General features: G+C 58.2%; 13 protein-coding genes. 3 read left to right on the top strand and 10 right to left on the bottom strand.

Annotation, left to right across the window (positions count from 1 at the left end):
- The first annotated feature begins 119 nt into the window (after positions 1 to 119).
- Positions 120 to 785, top strand: coding sequence for an outer membrane beta-barrel protein (locus ACRZ95_RS10105; RefSeq protein WP_170678453.1), 666 nt, complete (start codon positions 120 to 122; stop codon positions 783 to 785).
- 26 nt (positions 786 to 811) lie between these two features.
- Here ACRZ95_RS10105 and ACRZ95_RS10110 read toward each other — a convergent pair whose 3' ends face one another.
- The 4 genes from ACRZ95_RS10110 to cobS all read right to left on the bottom strand — a co-directional run bounded on the left by ACRZ95_RS10110 (position 812) and on the right by cobS (position 6,073).
- The gene (locus ACRZ95_RS10110) at positions 812 to 1,153 is read right to left on the bottom strand and encodes a DUF427 domain-containing protein (RefSeq protein ID WP_170678455.1); all 342 of its coding nucleotides are present in this window, start codon (positions 1,151 to 1,153) and stop codon (positions 812 to 814) included.
- A 60-nt stretch (positions 1,154 to 1,213) separates the two neighbouring features.
- Positions 1,214 to 3,004, bottom strand: coding sequence for an aminopeptidase P family protein (locus ACRZ95_RS10115; RefSeq protein ID WP_170678457.1), 1,791 nt, complete (start codon positions 3,002 to 3,004; stop codon positions 1,214 to 1,216).
- An 83-nt stretch (positions 3,005 to 3,087) separates the two neighbouring features.
- Entirely contained in the window at positions 3,088 to 4,965 is a 1,878-nt protein-coding gene (gene cobT / locus ACRZ95_RS10120; RefSeq protein WP_170678459.1) for a cobaltochelatase subunit CobT, read from the bottom strand.
- Positions 4,966 to 5,086: 121 nt separating this feature from the next.
- The gene (gene cobS, locus ACRZ95_RS10125) at positions 5,087 to 6,073 is read right to left on the bottom strand and encodes a cobaltochelatase subunit CobS (RefSeq protein WP_170375030.1); all 987 of its coding nucleotides are present in this window, start codon (positions 6,071 to 6,073) and stop codon (positions 5,087 to 5,089) included.
- A gap of 529 nt (positions 6,074 to 6,602) precedes the next feature.
- Between cobS and ACRZ95_RS10130 the strand changes: the two genes are divergently transcribed.
- Positions 6,603 to 7,499, top strand: coding sequence for a Hint domain-containing protein (locus ACRZ95_RS10130; protein ID WP_170678462.1), 897 nt, complete (start codon positions 6,603 to 6,605; stop codon positions 7,497 to 7,499).
- A 7-nt stretch (positions 7,500 to 7,506) separates the two neighbouring features.
- Here the strand turns inward: ACRZ95_RS10130 and ACRZ95_RS10135 are convergent, their stop codons facing one another.
- Complete coding sequence (locus ACRZ95_RS10135) at positions 7,507 to 8,133, bottom strand: J domain-containing protein (RefSeq protein ID WP_170375034.1); 627 nt, start codon at positions 8,131 to 8,133, stop codon at positions 7,507 to 7,509.
- 107 nt (positions 8,134 to 8,240) lie between these two features.
- Between ACRZ95_RS10135 and ACRZ95_RS10140 the strand changes: the two genes are divergently transcribed.
- Complete coding sequence (locus ACRZ95_RS10140; RefSeq protein WP_170678464.1) at positions 8,241 to 8,495, top strand: BolA family protein; 255 nt, start codon at positions 8,241 to 8,243, stop codon at positions 8,493 to 8,495.
- 6 nt (positions 8,496 to 8,501) lie between these two features.
- On the opposite strand, the gene ACRZ95_RS10145 is transcribed toward ACRZ95_RS10140, so the two are convergent.
- The 5 genes from ACRZ95_RS10145 to ACRZ95_RS10165 all read right to left on the bottom strand — a co-directional run bounded on the left by ACRZ95_RS10145 (position 8,502) and on the right by ACRZ95_RS10165 (position 14,202).
- Positions 8,502 to 9,401 carry a hypothetical protein gene (locus ACRZ95_RS10145; protein ID WP_480554903.1) on the bottom strand — a complete coding sequence of 300 codons (900 nt, stop codon included), beginning with the start codon at positions 9,399 to 9,401 and terminating at the stop codon, positions 8,502 to 8,504.
- Positions 9,402 to 9,543: 142 nt separating this feature from the next.
- The gene (locus ACRZ95_RS10150; RefSeq protein WP_170678466.1) at positions 9,544 to 9,954 is read right to left on the bottom strand and encodes a DUF4177 domain-containing protein; all 411 of its coding nucleotides are present in this window, start codon (positions 9,952 to 9,954) and stop codon (positions 9,544 to 9,546) included.
- Positions 9,955 to 10,034: 80 nt separating this feature from the next.
- Positions 10,035 to 11,279, bottom strand: coding sequence for a peptidase T (gene pepT, locus ACRZ95_RS10155; RefSeq protein ID WP_170678468.1), 1,245 nt, complete (start codon positions 11,277 to 11,279; stop codon positions 10,035 to 10,037).
- 88 nt (positions 11,280 to 11,367) lie between these two features.
- Positions 11,368 to 12,879 carry an Asp-tRNA(Asn)/Glu-tRNA(Gln) amidotransferase subunit GatB gene (gene gatB, locus ACRZ95_RS10160; protein WP_170678470.1) on the bottom strand — a complete coding sequence of 504 codons (1,512 nt, stop codon included), beginning with the start codon at positions 12,877 to 12,879 and terminating at the stop codon, positions 11,368 to 11,370.
- Positions 12,880 to 12,948: 69 nt separating this feature from the next.
- Positions 12,949 to 14,202: a hypothetical protein gene (locus ACRZ95_RS10165; RefSeq protein WP_170678472.1), complete on the bottom strand. Its 1,254-nt coding sequence runs from the start codon at positions 14,200 to 14,202 to the stop codon at positions 12,949 to 12,951.
- Positions 14,203 to 14,298: the final 96 nt, after the last annotated feature.

A 14,298-nucleotide genomic window follows, 5' to 3' on the forward strand; every position in this document is an offset into this window, starting at 1 on the left:
TGGTGGCGGCCGGGCCACTATGGGCTTCTCTTTGAATTGAGCACGTTGTCTGAAAGTGCGGTGTCTCCTAGCCTAATTGACGAACTTCTCATTAAAGTCACTCTGATTGAGGTTTGGACATGTCTTACGAACGATTTTCTTGGCTGACAGCGGCGGTTGCGATCTCGATGATTGGTGCTGTCCCAGTTCGAGCGCAGGAGGCTCCGTATGTCACCGGCTTTCTCGGTATTACCGATATGGGCGACTATGATTTTGATTTCTTCCAAACGATTCCTTCAGTCGTGGTCGGTCAAGGCACCATCACAACCGACACTGGAATCTCCTACGGACTGGCCGTCGGAATGAAGGTCGCGCCTAATCTGCGGGCCGAATTCGAACTTTCACACGCCTCGAATGATACAAAGGAAATCGGCCGCCCGTTTACCCAGTACGACGGAAGCTTTGATGCGACATTCGGGATGGTAAACCTCTGGTATGACATCCCGGTGCAGGGCAGGTTCAAGCCCTATATTGGCGGGGGACTTGGGTTTGCGCGGGTTTCCCACGACGGTCAGTCCGGTGCTGGCGTCACATTGGTCGATGACAGTGACACCGCTATTGCAGGGCAATTGGGGTTTGGTGGCCGCTTCCAAGTAGGGGAACGCGGAAACATCGACATCGGGTACCGTTACAAGACGACCGGCGATCTTGATTTCACCACGACCCAAGTGTTCATCCCAACAGATCTCACGGATGGCCGCTACTCGTCGCACTCGCTCATTCTTGGGTACAGCTACAGTTTCTGACAGACGTAACTAAGTACTTCCGCCCCTCAAATCTGTTCGACCTTGATCGAGTCCACCGGGTAGAAAGCCAGATAGTCTTTGAGGCCGGCCATATCCTTACCGGGGGTCTCAAAGCTCCAGGCCGCGTTTTCGGTGACCGAGGATTTGTTCACGATCGAGAAATGCGTGGCATCGCCTTTGTGCGGGCAGTGAATCACCTTGTCCGTACGGTCCAGGAAGGCCATCGCAATGTCAGAACGGGGGAAATAGATCACGGGTTCCAGATCACCTTCGCGCAGCTCAAGCGCGTTTGAGCTTTCGCCCAGAATGGCCCCACCAGAGCGGACGCTCCATTTGCCGGGTGCTTCGGTGATCGTGATTTCAACCATGTCTTTTCCCTCGTTCTTGTCAGGGCTTCTCCTTTGCCCATTTTATGTGACAGTCTGATGTCAGACTGGCGCAGTTGCGGCATCCAACCACAGTTGAGCGTCCTCGCCCAGCCTTGGCCTGATTTTTTCCGCAACGTCGCGGTGATAGCTGTTCAGCCAATCCCGTTCCTGCGCGGTCAACAAGTCGACCAGGATCAGGCGGCGGTCAATGGGCACATAGGTTAGCGTGCGCCACTGCAACATAGCCCGTTCCGCATCGCCGTCGGGCAGCGATGGTGCTTCCTCCACGACAATCAAGTTCTCAATCCGAATGCCAAACGCGCCCTCGCGGTAATACCCGGGTTCGTTCGAAAGGATCATGCCGGGCTCAAACGGTACATGGCTGACACGCGACAGGCGTTGCGGGCCTTCATGCACGCTCAGATACGCGCCGACACCGTGACCGACGCCGTGGTTGAAGTCCTGCCCGGCCTGCCACAAAGGCACGCGCGCGACGCATTCGATATCGCGTCCGGCCAGACCGATTGGCCAGCGCAGCATCGACATGGCGATCATGCCTTTCAACACGCGAGTAAAGCAGGCCTTCTCGGTCTCACCAACCACACCTATTGCGATGGTGCGCGTGATGTCGGTGGTTCCGTCCAGATACTGCCCGCCGCTGTCCAGCACCAACAGATGACCGTCCTGCAAGGTGCTGTCGGTCTCTTCAGTCACACGGTAATGCATGATCGCCCCGTTGGGACCTGTGCCGGCGATCGTGTCGAATGAGATATCCTGTAGCGCATTGTCCCGCCGACGGGCCTCTTCCAACCGGGTCACGACCTGCGTTTCGCTGATCTGCCCCGGCGTTTGCTGATCCAGCCAGAACAGCGTTTCGACGACGGCAACGGCGTCGCGCAGGTGGGCCTCGGCGCTGCCTGCGATTTCGGCCGGGTTCTTGCGCGCTTTGGGCAGGGCGCAGGGGTCGCCACCGTCAACCATCCAGTCCCCAAGCGCATCCGCCACAATCTGAGGCACTGTGCCCGGATCGACCTGAACCTTACCTTCTAGGGCAGCAACGGCGTCCAGAAATCCATCAGGCTCATGAACCGAAACCTGAGGGCCCAGATGTTCTCCCACTTCGCCTAGTTTTGCTGCAGCCATGAACAGATCAACACGCCCGTCCGCATGCAGAATGGCAAAGCCATGGGCGACCGGGTTGTAAGCAATGTCCGAGCCGCGAATGTTCAACACCCACATGATCGAGTCGGGCAAAGTGATCACCGCCGCACTCCGCCCGCCGTCTCGTAGGCTTTCAGCCATTCGGGTGATTTTGCTCTCAGCGGTTTCCCCTGCAAACTCAATCGGATGTACCTTGACTGGGTTCATCGGAGGAGCAGGCTGATCCCGCCATATCCGGTCCACCAGATTGGCACAGCGCACCAACTCAATCCCGCTTCCCTCAAGGTCCGTCTGCGCTGCTTTGATCTGCCCTGCGGCATGAAGCCAGGGATCAAATCCGACCGATCCCCCGTTTGGCAACTGCTGTTTCAACCAACTGCTCAGGCTCACATCGGGCCAGGGCACCGGAGTGTAGTCGTCGGCCACCTGCGCCTTGACCTGCGTCCGATAGCGCCCATCGATGAACACCCCGGCCACGTCCCGCAGCGCGGCGCAAAACCCGGCCGAGCCGGTGAACCCGGTCAACCACGCCAGCCGTTCGTCCCGAGGGGCCACATACTCACCCTGATGCGCATCCGCGCGCGGCACCAGAAACCCGTCCAAACCTTCGCGCTCTAGTTCCTGCCGCAAAGCAGTCAATCGCGGAGGTCCCTGTTCGGGCCGTGCTGTTACCTCAAAAGACTGAAACATACCTGCCTCCCTCAAGCCAAAGTGTGGTTTCAAGCCACCTCTTTATCTTTTTGAAAAAATACCCGCCGGAGGCAAGGCCAGCCTCAGCTGGCCCTTTTCATCCCCATCACTCGGGCCCGCGCGCGCGGATCGCTGTCGAACAATGCCGCCAACTGTTCGGTCATGGCACCAGCCAATTGCTCCACATCGGTGATGGTCACCGCGCGATCATAGTACCGGGTCACGTCATGCCCGATCCCAATGGCCAACAATTCCACCATCTTGCGCTTTTCGACCATGGCGATCACGTCGCGCAGGTGTTTCTCCAGATAGTTCGCGGGGTTCACACTGAGCGTGGAATCATCGACCGGAGCACCGTCGGAAATCACCATCAGGATCTTACGCGCCTCGCGCCGCGCCAGCATCCGGCGATGGGCCCATTCCAGAGCCTCACCGTCGATGTTTTCCTTCAGCAGGCCTTCTTTCATCATCAGGCCCAGATTGGGCCGCGCCCGCCGCCATGGGGCATCGGCACCTTTGTAGATGATGTGACGCAGATCGTTCAGACGTCCCGGCTGCTGCGGGCGGCCTGCATTCAACCAAGCTTCACGGGCCTGACCGCCTTTCCAGGCGCGGGTCGTAAAGCCAAGGATTTCGACCTTCACGTTGCAACGCTCCAGCGTGCGGGCCAGAACATCCGCGCAGATGGCTGCAATCGAAATCGGACGCCCTCGCATCGATCCCGAGTTGTCCAGAAGCAGTGTCACCACGGTATCGCGGAATTCGGTGTCCTTTTCGACCTTGAAGCTCAGCGGTGTGGTCGGGTTGGCAACCACGCGTGCCAGACGACCGGCGTCCAGAATACCTTCCTCGCGATCGAACTCCCACGACCGGTTCTGCTGTGCCTGCAAGCGGCGCTGCAACTTGTTGGCCAAGCGGCTGACCGCACCCTTCAACGGCTCAAGTTGTTGATCCAAATAGGCCCGCAACCGTTCCAGTTCAGCAGGCTCTGCCAAATCCTCGGCAGCGATCTCCTCGTCATGGGTGTTTAGATAGACCTTGTACTCCGGATCAGCCTCGGACGCAGGCGGAGGGGCAGGCGGCTCCAGCGGAGCCTCGCCCTCGGGCATCTCGGCCTCATCCCCCATCTCATCCTCGGCTATCTCGTCCATCGAGACTTGGGCCTGAGATTGATCCTGCTGCTCTTCCTGTGACTGCTCGGGCGTGGCGTCAGGATCCTGTTCCTCCTGATCATCCTGTCCGGTGCTGTCGGGATCGGGCTGATCTTCGGCGTTTTCTTCAGCCTGATCTTCCTGCTCTTCGTCCAGCTCATCAGGATCATCGCCCAGCTGGTCGCCATAGCCCAAATCCTTGATCACCTGGCGAGTGAACTTGGCAAACTCTGCCTGATCCGAGAGGATTTCGTCGAGCTTCTCAAGCGTGCCACCGGCCTGTTCCTCGATGTATCCACGCCAGAGGTTCATGACATTATTGGCCGCCGGCGGCAGGTCACGCCCGGTCGCCAGATGCCGGATCAGATAGCCCGCAGCAACCGACAAAGGCGCATCGGCGGGTTGCTTGCACTGGTCATAACCGCGCCGTAAGGCTTCATGGCTGATCTTGACATCAATGTTTGAGGCCGTGCCGGGCATATCCCGCGCGCCCATCGCCTCGCACCGAGCGGTTTCCATCGCTTCATAGAGGTCTCGCGCCATATCTCCGGGTGGGGCATAGCGCGTATGGGTTGCGTCATCGTGATAGCGGCGCTGCAAGGCCAAGGCATCGGCAGTTCCGCGCGCCAGCAAAACCTCTTCGCGCGTCATCCGGCGGGATACCTGAGGCAACCGCATTGCCTCACCAGAAAGGCCCGAGGGGTCGACGGTGTAACTTACCGAAAGCTCCGGATCATCGGCCATGACTTTGGTGGCCTCAGCGAGAGCTTTCTTGAACGGATCAGCAGGGTTGTCGTTCTTTTGTGCCATGTCCCCAAGCCTTTCACAGTGCCGTCCCGATTTCCACCAAACAGGAAGCCGGATCCGCCTTCATCTGGCTAAAAATACCTCCGCCGGAGGCACTGCGCCCGAAACCGGGCGCAATTCGGCGTTAGCCCAAGCTCACGCTCGCCGCGCTTTCCGGCAGTTCTTCGTCAAAGCAGCGCTGATAGAACTCGGCCACGGTCTGGCGCTCAAGCTCATCACATTTGTTCAGGAAGGACAGGCGGAACGCATAGCCCACATTGCGGAAAATCTCTGCGTTTTGGGCCCAGTTGATCACGGTCCGGGGGCTCATCACGGTCGACAGGTCGCCGTTCATGAAGGCGGTCCGGGTGAGGTCGGCAACGGTGACCATCTGGCTGACGGTCTTGCGGCCTTCAGCAGTGTTATACAGCGGTGCTTTCGACAGAACGATCATCGTCTCGGCATCGTGGCTGAGGTAGTTCAGCGTCGAAACCAGCGACCAGCGGTCCATCTGTGCCTGGTTGATCTGCTGCGTGCCGTGATAGAGGCCGGTCGTATCGCCCAGACCCACGGTGTTCGCGGTGGCGAACAGGCGGAAATTCGGGTTCGGCGTGATGATCTCGTTCTGGTCCAGCAGGGTCAGCTTGCCGTCATGCTCCAGCACGCGTTGGATCACGAACATCACATCGGCACGGCCCGCATCGTATTCGTCGAACACAATGGCCACGGGGTTGCGCAGGGCCCAGGGAAGGATGCCTTCGTGGAATTCGGTCACCTGCTTGCCGTCACGCAACTTGATCGCATCCTTACCGATCAGGTCGATCCGGCTGATGTGGCTATCCAAGTTCACACGCACGGCGGGCCAGTTCAGACGGGCGGCAACCTGTTCGATATGGGTCGACTTACCTGTGCCGTGATAGCCCTGGATCATCACACGACGGTTATGCGCAAAACCTGCCAGGATCGCCAAAGTCGTCTCTGGGTCGAACTTGTAGGTCGGGTCAATCGCGGGCACCCGGTCGCTACGTTCCGCAAAACCTTTGACCGCCATGTCGGTATCAATGCCGAACACGTCACGGACCGAGATCTCTTCGGTGGGTTTTGCGTTGATATCAATCGATCCGTCAGCCATTCGCCTTGTCCTTATCCTTAGGCCCGTCTTGCCGGGTTTGAACCCGTGTGTGGTGCAACATATTCCGACCAAGGGCAAGGGAAAGCCGCGCGCTAAAAACGCTGACAGGATGTTTCTTATCAACTGGCCTTATCTGCGGGAAGGGCGGGGTAACGTTAGAGTGTCGATGAGCAAGCGGCTCTGGTTGGGTTCTTCAATAAATCGTCAACCTTAGGCAAACCCGATGTCTCTATTCGCGCGGCAACTACAAAAAGTCGCGGTCTGGGCTCGGGCTTGAGTTCCTGCTCAAGGACAAGTTTGAGAGCCCGTTCATTCAATCATCGTTTAGAGGACGCCTCACTCCGAGACGGATAGGGATTTAAATTCAAGAAAATAAATATTTCTTTGAATGGGCCTAACTGAAGGGTAAAATGAGCAAAGTCCGCATGTGTAGTGGGCTATATGTAGGGGGTTAAGGTGTTCGCGATATCCTCTGTTAAATCAGGGCGGCTTCAATTGTTACCTGTTGGCGACGGGCAAGGTGCAGTGAATGCCTTTTGACGCGACCCTCTACTCGGTGAATGAGACCGGCGGCACTGGTAACCTTATAGTTCAGGGATCAACGACACCTGCGATTATCTCAGGTCAAACGGTTTCTTTCGACGGCGGCACGACCTTCGTACCCTACACATATCTTGGTCAGGGGAACTATCGCGGGACCAGTGAAACCGCGGATTTTATCCAAGTAGGTGGGCAGATTTACGCTTTCAATAGTGTCGATCCGACCGGGTCTCTCAGCACCGGGAATTGGGAGATCACCGTAAGTGACCTCGACCCGGTCAACCCGCCTTGTTTTGTAACCGGAACGCTGATTGACACAGAAATTGGGCCACGCCCTGTAGACTCTTTGATGGCTGGGGATCGGGTCTGTGTGGAAGGCGGGCATACCTTGCCGATCATCTGGATAGGCAAAAGAACTCTGAGCGCGAAAGTGTTGCGCAAAAATCCAAAGTTCAGGCCCGTCCGGATTCAGCGCGGCGCTTTGGGTGATGACCTGCCCAGCCAAGACTTATTTGTTTCCCCCCAGCATCGAATTGTGCTGGAAGGTTGGCGAGCAGAGCTTCTTTTTGGTGAGCCCCGGGTTTTTTGTGCCGCAATACACTTGGTGAACGACGTTTTGATCCGTCAGATGCCACCTGAAGCACCAGTAACTTACTTCCACATTGCCTGTAGTCGGCATGTGGTCCTTTCGTCACATGGTTTGCAAAGCGAAAGCTTGTTTCTGGGTGATCTTGCGTTGAAATCATTCCAACGCGAAGACGTCGAGGAATTGCGTGCCTTGTTTCCCGAGCTTCGAAATCCGGCTTCAGTGCAGCGACAGCGCACATACTTGCGTTGTCTGAAGCGACCCGAAGCAGAAGTATTGCGGGATTTTTTGCCAGGGTAAGAGCGGTCTACTTAAAGTTCCGGCTGTCCTTGATCTGATCCCAGGCCCAGACGACCTCTTGCAGTTGCTCTTCCTGAGACCGGTCGCCGCCGTTCATATCCGGGTGCAGCACCTTGATCAGCTTTTTGTAAGCCTTGCGAACCTCGGCCTTGGACCAACTGTCATTGGCCTCCAGAATCTCAATCGCGCGGCGTTCGGTGGGGGGTAGGCGGCGGCCACCGCCACCCGAGGTGCGGCCTTTGTTCTGGGTGCTGTTTGCCCCCAGCACCTGGTGTGGGTCTTCGATGCCCAGCCGCGCCCAGGCGCGTGCCTCGGGGTCGCCCATGGGCTTGGTTTCACGCTCCCAGACTTTGTCCTTCGTGCGTTGTGCGTTCAGCTCGGCCTCGGTCGTGCCGTCGAAGAAGTTCCACTTCTGATTGTACTCGCGCACATGCTGCTGGCAGAACCAGTAGAAGTCATCCAGAACGTCCGGGGCCTTGGGGGCACGGTACTTGCCCGCCTCTTCGCAGCCCGGATGATCACAGATTCGCACCGAGGTCTCAGATGCGCCCGACATCCCCCGACGCCCGCGCGGGTTCTTTTTCTTGGCGCTGGAGACGGACATATCGAATCCGAAAGGGTCTGATTTCGTCATGCTGTGATCCTTAAGAACGCATCTTCTCGACTCGGAGGCAGCAGTTTAGTCTAAGCAGCCGAAAGTAGAAGAGGGGGGCGGCAAGTTTTTTGCCGTTGAGCGTAAAAATGACTGTGACTGACGAAATCCGAACCCGACTGCAGGCCGCCTTTGATCCGCGTGAGCTTGAGGTGGTGGATGACAGCGAAAGCCATCGGGGCCATGCCGGGTTTCAGGAAGGTGGCGAGAGCCATTTCAACGTCCGCATCCGCTCCGCCGCATTCGAAGGCCAATCTCGCGTGGCCCGACATCGCGCCGTTCACAAAGCGCTAGGGGACGTTGTGACGCGTATCCATGCCTTGGCGTTGGATATTGGCGTTTAATTTCGTCTAAAACCGGAGTCGTAAGGCGAGCCCGACCAAAGGTGCTGTGTCATAGCTCTGGCGGCTGATTTCGTTGCCGTTTTCGTCCTCCAGTGTCAGTCGGCCATCGAATTCGGCCCCAGCAAAGACGGTTAAAGACACGCCCGGATTCGGAGCATAGCTGAGCGACGCAACCACGGGGAGGCTCTTGTCTTCGCCGATCCCGTTCGGTGCCAGCTCCGCGTCGTCCAGCCGGAAGCGGATTTTTTCGGATCGGGCCGACAGTGAGAGGCTGAAATCGTCATTCAACGCGTAGCTGAGGGTGAGACCCGGCCCGCGAGTCGCACCGATTCCGGAGCCGGTGTTCAGGTTCCAGCGATCATTGATGTCCCAATCCACCAAAAGCGCGGGAAAGAAATCGACACCACTATCTTCCAATTGCGTGAAGGCGCCAAAGGCCGGTCCTATGGTCAGGCTTTCGCTGATCTGCCACGCAACGCCCGCAAAAACACCATAGGTACGACCATCCGAAGATGCGGCGCCTTTCTGATAGTCCCATCTGACCTGAGGCGACACGAACACACTGACCCGCTGTCCAGCCTGGAACCGCAGAGGAGCCGATATTCGGATGTCACGAATGTCGTTCCAGGGCTGGTTGTCAGCCGCGCTGAAGTCATAGTCCAGCTGCCCGTAGCTGACTGAAATGCCAAGTGACGTTTCGCTATCAAATCGGTAAAGTCCGGTGGCCCGCAGGAACGATCGCGTCGCGCTGAAGTCTCCGCCTTGATCCAGATCGGCGCTGCCCTGATATGCGGCGAGCCCGTCGATCTGGCTGACCCAACCCAGACGTTGTTGTGCGGTGGCAGGCAGCGCGATCTGGCAGGCGAATGCGGAGAGGAAACAAAGAAGAGCGGTGCAAGGTTTCATCGCGACCGTGGTCCTGTTCTGTGACGAAGGATGTTTTGGAACGATACGAGCAAAACTCAGGAACGGATGACCGCCTGAGTCTCGTTGGCTCAATCCGTGTTATCTAAACCACACCCTCTGGTCCGTGCGGTCTGGATGCGTTTTACTTGGCCTCTTCGCTCGGTTTCAACGTCAACGGCGGCTCATCTACTTCGGCTGAAATTGGTTCCGGGGCTTGAACCGCATCTGGCCCGGGAACGGGCTGAGCCAAGAGCACCCCCTCGGGCGTTTCGGTTGGCGATGGTGTGGCCACGGGGGCCACTACCTCGGTGGCGTCGGCCTCAATCACCCGCCGAAAAACCAGCACGTTGCGCCAATTTGTGGTCGATCCGGTCAGACCCGAGCGTTCCTCGCTGGGCAGCAACTCGGCGCGCTGGTATTCCCATCCCTGTTGGCCCATTTCGTTCAGCACCTGCTCGACCGAGGTGGCAAAGCGGCCCTCGGGCGTTTTGACGCCTTTGGCCTTCGCGCCCTTTTGCGGGGCCGGAATGACTTTGTATTCGTAGCGCGGCATCGACTGTTCCCTTGTACCTTTAGTCGACAACTTATCACGCAGGTCGCCGGGTGAAAGAGACGTTGCGCAAGTGGCGCAAATCAGCCGGTTCTCTGCGCCGCCTTGGCCACAACCGAGAGGCAAAGCTCGGTCGCCAGCGCCATGTCCTGCACCGAAATCCACTCCAACGGTCCGTGAATGCACTGCATACCAGTGAAGAGGTTGGGGCAGGGTGTGCCGAATTCGGTCAGGCGAGAGCCATCGGTGCCGCCGCGGATCGGAACCGAGAGCGGCTCGATCCCCAATTCCTGACAGGCTTCGCGCGCCAAATCGACGGGGGTCATGTCATTCTCAAGCCAATAGCGCATGTTGCGGTATTGATGGCTGATATCGCAGGTGATGGTCGCGCGAGGCTCGGAGGCCTGAACGGCGTCGCAGACCTTGCGCACCAGGTCGCGCTGGGCCTCAAGACCTTCCATCTCGAAATCCCGAAGGATCAGCTTGATTTCCATCTCGGACGAGCCGCCATTCATGTCGGTGACATGGATGAACCCTTCGCGCCCATCGGTGACTTCCGGGGTCAACGTCGCCTGCGGCAGTGTCTGTACGATCTTTGCGGCGAGATGAGTGGCATTGACCATCTTTTCCTTTGCTAAACCGGGATGGATCGAAACGCCGGTGATCTTGATCACCGCACGGTCGGCCGAAAAGCTTTCATATTCGATTTCCCCCACTTCCTGCCCGTCCAGCGTGTATGCGAAATCGGCCTTGAGGTCCTTTGGCAGTTGCTCGGTCACGCCGCGTCCGATTTCTTCGTCCGGAGTGAAAGCAATGCGGATGGGCCCGTGTGGAATGTCTGGATTTTCGATCAGGTGCCGCGCCATGGTCATCAGGATGGAAACGCCGGCCTTGTCATCAGCGCCCAACAGAGTGGTGCCCGAAGCGGTGATCAGATCATGGCCGATCTTTTCGGCTAGATAAGGGTGTTCGTCCGGGGACAGAACCAGATCGGGATCATCGGGAAAGGTGATCTCACCGCCATTATAGCCTTTGATGACGCGCGGTTTGACGCCGGTTGCGTTAAATTGAGGGGCGGTGTCGACATGGGCGAGGAACCCCACGGTCGGCCCTTCGGCGGTGCCAGGAATGGTCGCCACAACGACGCTGTCGCCGGTTATCTCGACATCCTGCGCGCCGATCTCGGTGAGTTCCTGCCTGAGCAGGTTCAGCATGTCGAACTGAATGGGCGTACTGGGGGTCGAAGGCGATGTCTCATCGCTTTGGCTGTCGATGGCCGCGTAGCGCATCAGCCGGTCTTCAAGTTCCTGATCGAATTTTCTGGTCATGGCACCTCTCCTGCGCGGAAGAAAGGGCGCAAAAGAAAAGGGAGTCAAGCAGGTGGCCTGACTCCGTCGCATAACTTTGAAAACGGGCTTACGAACCCAGCTTTTGGGCAACCAGCTCGTTAACGGCCTTGGGGTTGGCTTTGCCGCCGGTGGCTTTCATTACCTGACCGACAAACCAGCCTGCCAGCTTCGGGTTTACCTTGGCCTTTTCAACTTGCGCCGGGTTGGCTGCGATGATCTCGTCCAAAGCGGCCTCGATGGCGCCCGTGTCGGTGACCTGCTTCATGCCGCGCTCTTCGACGATCTGCGCCGGGTCGCCGCCTTCGGTGTAGACGATTTCGAACAGATCCTTGGCGATCTTGCCCGAGATGGCATCCGATGAAATCAGATCGATGATCCCACCCAACTGCGCTGGAGATACGGGCGAGTCGGTGATGTCGTGATCTTCTTTTTTCAGGCGTCCAAACAGCTCGTTGATGACCCAGTTCGCGGCCAGCTTGCCGTTGCGGCCTTTTGCGACCTCTTCGAAATACGCGGCGCTTTCGACCTCGGCGGTCAGGACTGAGGCGTCATAGTCGGTCAGGCCGAACGCTTCGATGAACCGCGCTTTTTTCTCGTCGGGCAATTCCGGCAACTTGGCGGCGATGTCATCGACCCATGCCTGTTCGATCTCTAGCGGCAGCAGGTCAGGGTCCGGGAAATAGCGGTAGTCATGCGCTTCTTCCTTGGACCGCATCGAGCGGGTCTCACCCTTGTCCGGATCGTATAGGCGGGTTTCTTGATCGACTTTACCACCGCCTTCGACGATCGCGATCTGACGGCGGGCTTCGACCTCAATCGCCTGCTGAATAAAGCGCATCGAGTTCATGTTCTTGATCTCGCAGCGGGTGCCGAGATGCGAGAAGTCCTGCGTTTCCTGATACTTTTCATAAGCACCCGGCAAACAGATCGAGACGTTCACGTCCGCCCGCAGGTTGCCGTTCTGCATGTTGCCATCACAGGTACCCAGATAGCGCATGATCTGACGCAGCTTGGCGATATAGGCGGCGGCTTCTTCGGGGCCGCGGATGTCGGGGCGCGAGACGATCTCCATCAGGCAGACGCCGGTCCGGTTCAGGTCCACGAACGACATATGCGGGTCCATGTCGTGGATCGACTTGCCCGCGTCCTGCTCCATGTGGATGCGTTCGATGCGAACCATGCGCGCGGTGCCGTCGCCCATCTCAACCAGCACTTCACCTTCACCCACGATCGGGTGATAAAGCTGCGAGATCTGGTAGCCCTGCGGTAGGTCAGGGTAGAAATAGTTCTTGCGGTCAAAAGCCGATTTCAGGTTGATATCCGCTTTCAGGCCAAGACCCGTGCGCACGGCCTGTTCCACGCAATATTCGTTGATCACTGGCAGCATGCCCGGCATCGCCGCGTCAACGAAAGCCACGTTCGAGTTCGGCTCGGCCCCGAATTGGGTCGACGCGCCGGAAAACAGCTTGGCATTGGATGAGACCTGAGCGTGCACCTCCATCCCGATCACCAGTTCCCAATCGTGCTTGGCCCCGGCAATGGTTTTGATTTTCGGCATTTCGTATGTCAGGTCGAGCATGGCGCGCCTCTAATTTCCGCAGAAGTCTAGGCTTGCGTATTAGGCCCGGCGCGCCAAAGGGGCAAGGGGTTAGTTCCCTGAGACTTGCAACCCTGTCGGCGTGAAGGTCACGCTTTGACCACTGCGCAGTTCCTCGCGCAGTTGATTGGCGATCGCGCGCAGCGCATCCCGGCGGCCACGGGCGGCGAACCGCTCGGTCGAGTTGATGCGCAGGCTGTTGCTAAACCCGTTCGCCGCATGGGCCCAGATCAGGGGGTGCAACTCGGTCAGGTGATCGCGGATCAGCCAGTTTGCAGCCTCGCAAATCTGTTTGCGGGCGATGTCGGCCTTTGGGCTGCGGCCCATCCCGTTTTGCAGCGTGACCGAACAATAGGCCGCCAACAGGTTGATCGTCTGCTGGTCGGGGCGGCGTTCAACGATGTCGTGCAGACCTTCCAGAAAATACTCGACATCCACACGCGCGCAGGCTTCGTCATCCAATGCAATGGCATCGAACTGGACCCAGGTATATCCGCCAGCACCCCATGTTTTCTGAGTGCGCGCGGCGTTGCGTAGGGCCTGAACTTCTAGCTGGTCGTAGGTCCCGAACCTGCGTGGCAAAAGATGGCTGCCCATTGCGCGCATGTGGCGATGGTTTCGCGGGTCAAGCGTGATCAGCGCTTCGTATTTGTCCGCTACACGGGTGCGCGGGCTGATGTGGCCCGACAAAAGGGCACAATCCGCAGCGGCAATTGCTGGGCTGTTCGGCATTTCAGAGCGACAGCCCTTCAGCAAATCCGCAGCGCGGTCGAAATGCGCGGCGCACCGGGATTGATGCAGGGCAGGCAGGTCTTTGGGGTCTGCTGTCCCACGCCATGCCCAAGCCAAATCAATATGAGCCAATGCCACCACAAGGGCGATCATAGGATCATCGGGGTGGTTCTGAATTTCACCCTCCAGTTCAGAGATGCCCGCCAGAAAATCATAGTCCGACTGAGTTCTGCCATCCGACAGGGCATGTTCCGCAGCCAGCACAACATCTGCCCGGGCTCCGAACCCCAACAGGTCGGCAACCGGTTGGCCGCAGGGTGTTGTTTCGCGTGCGTCATCCGCGGCCCGCATCTCTTTTGAGAGTTCGACCCACATATCCTGACGCGCCAGATGGCGTCCGCGTTCGATCACCTGATGACCGGCGGTGTCATCTGTTTCCGCAATAGGGATGTTCAACTGCCCCGAGGCGACAAGCCACGCGGTTGCATCCGCGACCGACGCAGGCAAAGGCGTAGAGGTGGGACTGGAAGAGCCGAAAATACGGGCGGCAACCACCCTGAAAGACCGAAACATGGCAAAACTCGAACTGTAACAAACGTGTAACGCGTCCAGTTTGCCAAAAACTGTGTCTATTTCAAGGAGTCGTTGCGCGCGTAAGTCCGGGGTGTG

Source organism: Ruegeria sp. AI3 (genome assembly GCF_056541245.1).